Below are 3,443 nucleotides of genomic sequence, written 5' to 3'. Positions count from 1 at the left end.
CCGGCCGATCGCCGGCAGCGGCGTGTTCGGGCGCTGGAAGAGCTCGATGCTGCGCTGGCCGGCGACGTGGTTCTCCAGCAGGTAGCCGTGCCATTCGCTGCCGGCGAACAGGTACGAGGACACACGGTCGGCGGCCTGGACGCGGGTGTCGAACGGGTCGCCGTTGCTGAAGAGCGCATAGCCGAGGGCGGAATCGGTGGGCAGTGCGGTGATGACGACCTTGGCGCCGCCGTACAGGTCGGTCGACAGCGAGCGGATGGCCACGAAGAGCTTGCGCAGGCGAAAGCGGCCGTAGGCGCGGTCGAGGTCGGAGATGTCCGGGAAGACGTTGTTCATCTGGCCGTCGACGATGACGGTGCCGGTCGCGGCACCGCCGCCCTCGGGCACGTCGTCCATGACCTGGCTGGCGACGAAGACGATGTTTTGCTCGTGGATGGGCATACCTGCTCCGAAAGAATCAAACAGTCACGAAACGCACCGTGACGAAGTACAGATCGTCATCAGCCGCATCGCTGTAATGGACCATCGGCCGCGACGTGATGGCAGGGCTGCCGTCCGCCGCGCCATGCCGAAACCGGACGCTGAACGCTTCGCCGCGCAGGTTGAGCGTCATCACCAGGCCGGGCATCGCCTCCCAGGTACGCAGCTGGCGCAGCAGCGCCCGCGTCATCTGCCCGCTGCGATCGTCTTCGGGCTGGAGCGTTATTGGTCGGCCGGCCTGCTTGATGCCGTGATGGACGATCATCGCCCCCGTCACACTGCGGTCAGACTCCACAGCAACGGGGCTCCAGTCCTCATCGGACCAGTACAGATCGGGGTCGATATCGAGCAGCGTCGTGCCGTCGGTGAGTGTGATGGCCATGATCAAGACCTCGCCATGTCAGCCTCGAGCTGGCGCAACAGATCGACCAGGGCGTCGGCGCTGCTCTGGTCCGCCGTGTTGATGGCGGTCTTGTGGCCGGCGCCGGTGCCGATTTCGACGCGGTAGACGGTGGTGGCGTTGCGCTGCGAGGTGCCGGTGACCTGGGGTTTGTTGGATTCGTACTTGCCGGAGGCCTCTTCCTGGGCGATCTGCATTGCATCGAGGCGCTGTTCGAGATCGCGCACGATTGCTGCATATCCGCCAAAACCGCTGGAGCCGCCGCGCGGCACTTTGGCGCGGGCGTCGATTTCGGCTTCGATTTCCTTGCGCAGCTTCAGGCCGCCCAGGCTTTCAGCCCGGGCGAGCATCTGCTCGACGCCGAAAAACGACACCTTGTTGTAGCTTTGCGCGCCCTGACCACCGCCCGCCCCTGCGCCATTCATGCCGTTCAGTGCATCGGCGGCATCATTCGCTGCCCGTCCGATATCGTCGATCTCCGCGGCCGTTTTTTTGTTTCACGATGACTCCAGTACCGCAATTCGCTGGACTACGCCAAGGCTCGATACAGCAGGTTTATCAATCACTTAGGCGAGTTCAATATATGCCGGTGCTTTCCGAAACTTGACCCGGCTTCCCCTCGCGTGGCTCCCATGCGGCTCTTGGAAACCGGGCTTTCCGAGGAGTCATCATGGCGAAGATCAAGCTCACCAAGTCCGCAGTCGATGCGGCACAACCTCAAGACAAGGCCATCGAACTGCGGGATACCGTGGTGCCCGGCTTCCTGTGCAAGATTACCCCGGCGGGCCGCAAGGTGTTCATGCTCCAGTACCGCACGAACGCCGGCGAACGCCGCAAGCCCGCTTTGGGTCAGTACGGGGAACTGACGGTCGATCAGGCGCGCATGATGGCGCAGGAGTGGCTCGCCGAGGTGCGCAAGGGTGGCGACCCCAGCGCGGCCAAGAACGCCGCCCGCAAGGCTCCGACCATGAAGGAGTTTTGCCACTCTTTCATGGAGGACTACTCCAAGCAGCGCAACAAGCCCAGCACGCAGCGCGGCTATCAGGGCGTCATCGACCGTTGCATCATCCCGATCATGGGCCGGATGAAGGTGCAGGACGTGAAGCGCCCGGACGTGGCCGCGCTGATGAAGAAGCTGGCTTACAAGCAGGCCGAGGCGAATCGTACCTTCGGCGTGCTGCGCAAGATGTTTAACTTGGCCGAAGTGTGGGGATTGCGCCCGGACGGCACCAATCCGTGCCGCCACGTCCCGATGTACCCGCCCGGCAAGGAAACCCGGCTCATCGTGGACGATGAACTGGTGCGGATCTTCCGTCACCTGGAGCATCTGGAAGCTGAGGGACTGGAGAACTACGTCATCCCGCTGGCGATTCGCCTTCAATTCGAGTTCGCCGCCCGCCGCTCCGAAATCTGCCCGTTGGAGTGGGATTGGATTGATCTGGAAAAGCGCCGCGTCGTCTGGCCTGACAGCAAGACCGGCGGCATCTCCAAGCCCATGAGTGAGGAAGCCTATCGGCTGCTGTCCACCGCACCGCGTCGGGAAGGCTGCCCCTATGTCCTGCCGTCGCCCAATGACCCGACCCGGCACATGACCCACGGTGAGCACTACGGCGGCTGGACGCGCGTGCTCAAGGCTGCTGGCGTGCCGCACGTTGGCACGCACGGTATCCGTCACCGAGCGACGACCGACATTGCCAATTCGGGCGTGCCCACCAAGGTGGGCATGAAGCTCACAGGCCACAAGACCGTGGCGATGTTTATGCACTATGTTCATACCGAGGACAAGCCGGTGCGGGATGCAGCCGAACTGGTGGCGAATCGGCGGCTGGCGATTACCGGGGCATCCCGTTCTATGGAGGTGACAGCATGACAAGGAAGACGCCCGTGGCAACGCGGAAGCCCGCCGCCTTACCGGCTGGCTATGCTGGCATCCACGGCGGCATCGTCGAGTTGCTGGATGCTGCGCGCCAGGCGGCGGCGCGCAGTGTCAATGCACTGATGACAGCCAGCTATTGGGAGATTGGCCGCCGGATCGTCGAAGCCGAGCAGAAAGGCAGGCGACGAGCCGGTTACGGCGAGCAGTTGATGGAGCGCTTGTCCGCCGACTTGACGGCCCGATTCGGGCGCGGGTTCGGTGTCAACAATCTGGAGAGCATGCGGCGTTTCTTCCTCGCATACCCCCAGCCCTCAATTTCCCAGACAGTGTCTGGGAAATTGGGAAATGAGTCGCCTACCGAGAAATCCCAGACAGTGTCTCGGAAATTCGACCTCTCCGAACTTGCCCAGGTCTTCACCTTGCCGTGGTCGGCCTATGTCCGACTGCTGTCGGTCAAGGATGACCATGCCCGCCAGTTCTACGAGGCCGAGGCGCTGCGCGGTGGCTGGAGCGTGCGCCAGCTCGATCGACAGATTGGAAGCCAGTTCTACGAACGCACGGCCTTGTCCAAGGACAAGGTGGCGATGCTGGTCAAAGGTTCGGTGGCCAAGCCCGAGGATGCCGTCACGCCCAACGACGCGATCAAAGACCCGTATGTGCTGGAGTTCCTCGACCTCAAGGACGAGT

The 3,443-nt window shown here is 63.1% G+C and carries 4 protein-coding genes and 1 pseudogene; 2 read left to right on the top strand and 3 right to left on the bottom strand.

The window, feature by feature from the left end; translation table 11 throughout:
* From TBU01S_RS22490 to TBU01S_RS22480, 3 genes and pseudogenes are all read right to left on the bottom strand, one after another.
* Nucleotides 1–441, bottom strand: a pseudogene (locus tag TBU01S_RS22490) (hypothetical protein); the annotation flags it as partial.
* A gap of 16 nt (nucleotides 442–457) precedes the next feature.
* Nucleotides 458–862 carry a hypothetical protein gene (locus TBU01S_RS22485; protein WP_068639713.1) on the bottom strand — a complete coding sequence of 135 codons (405 nt, stop codon included), beginning with the start codon at nucleotides 860–862 and terminating at the stop codon, nucleotides 458–460.
* 2 nt (nucleotides 863–864) lie between these two features.
* Complete coding sequence (locus tag TBU01S_RS22480; RefSeq protein WP_068639712.1) at nucleotides 865–1,305, bottom strand: hypothetical protein; 441 nt, start codon at nucleotides 1,303–1,305, stop codon at nucleotides 865–867.
* 245 nt (nucleotides 1,306–1,550) lie between these two features.
* On the opposite strand from TBU01S_RS22480, the gene TBU01S_RS22475 reads away from it, so the two are divergent.
* Nucleotides 1,551–2,750 (top strand): tyrosine-type recombinase/integrase, encoded by a 1,200-nt coding sequence (locus TBU01S_RS22475; RefSeq protein ID WP_068639711.1) that lies wholly within the window; start codon nucleotides 1,551–1,553, stop codon nucleotides 2,748–2,750.
* Nucleotides 2,747–3,443: DUF1016 N-terminal domain-containing protein (locus tag TBU01S_RS22470; protein WP_157659263.1), on the top strand; the 697-nt coding region annotated here is incomplete at its 3' end. The genes TBU01S_RS22475 and TBU01S_RS22470, both read left to right, overlap by 4 nt.

The sequence above is a fragment of the Thauera butanivorans NBRC 103042 genome (genome assembly GCF_001591165.1).
GTDB classification, from domain to species: domain Bacteria; phylum Pseudomonadota; class Gammaproteobacteria; order Burkholderiales; family Rhodocyclaceae; genus Thauera; species Thauera butanivorans.
Note: the sequence above shows the minus strand (reverse complement) of the source record. Positions and strands in the feature narration are given on the sequence as shown.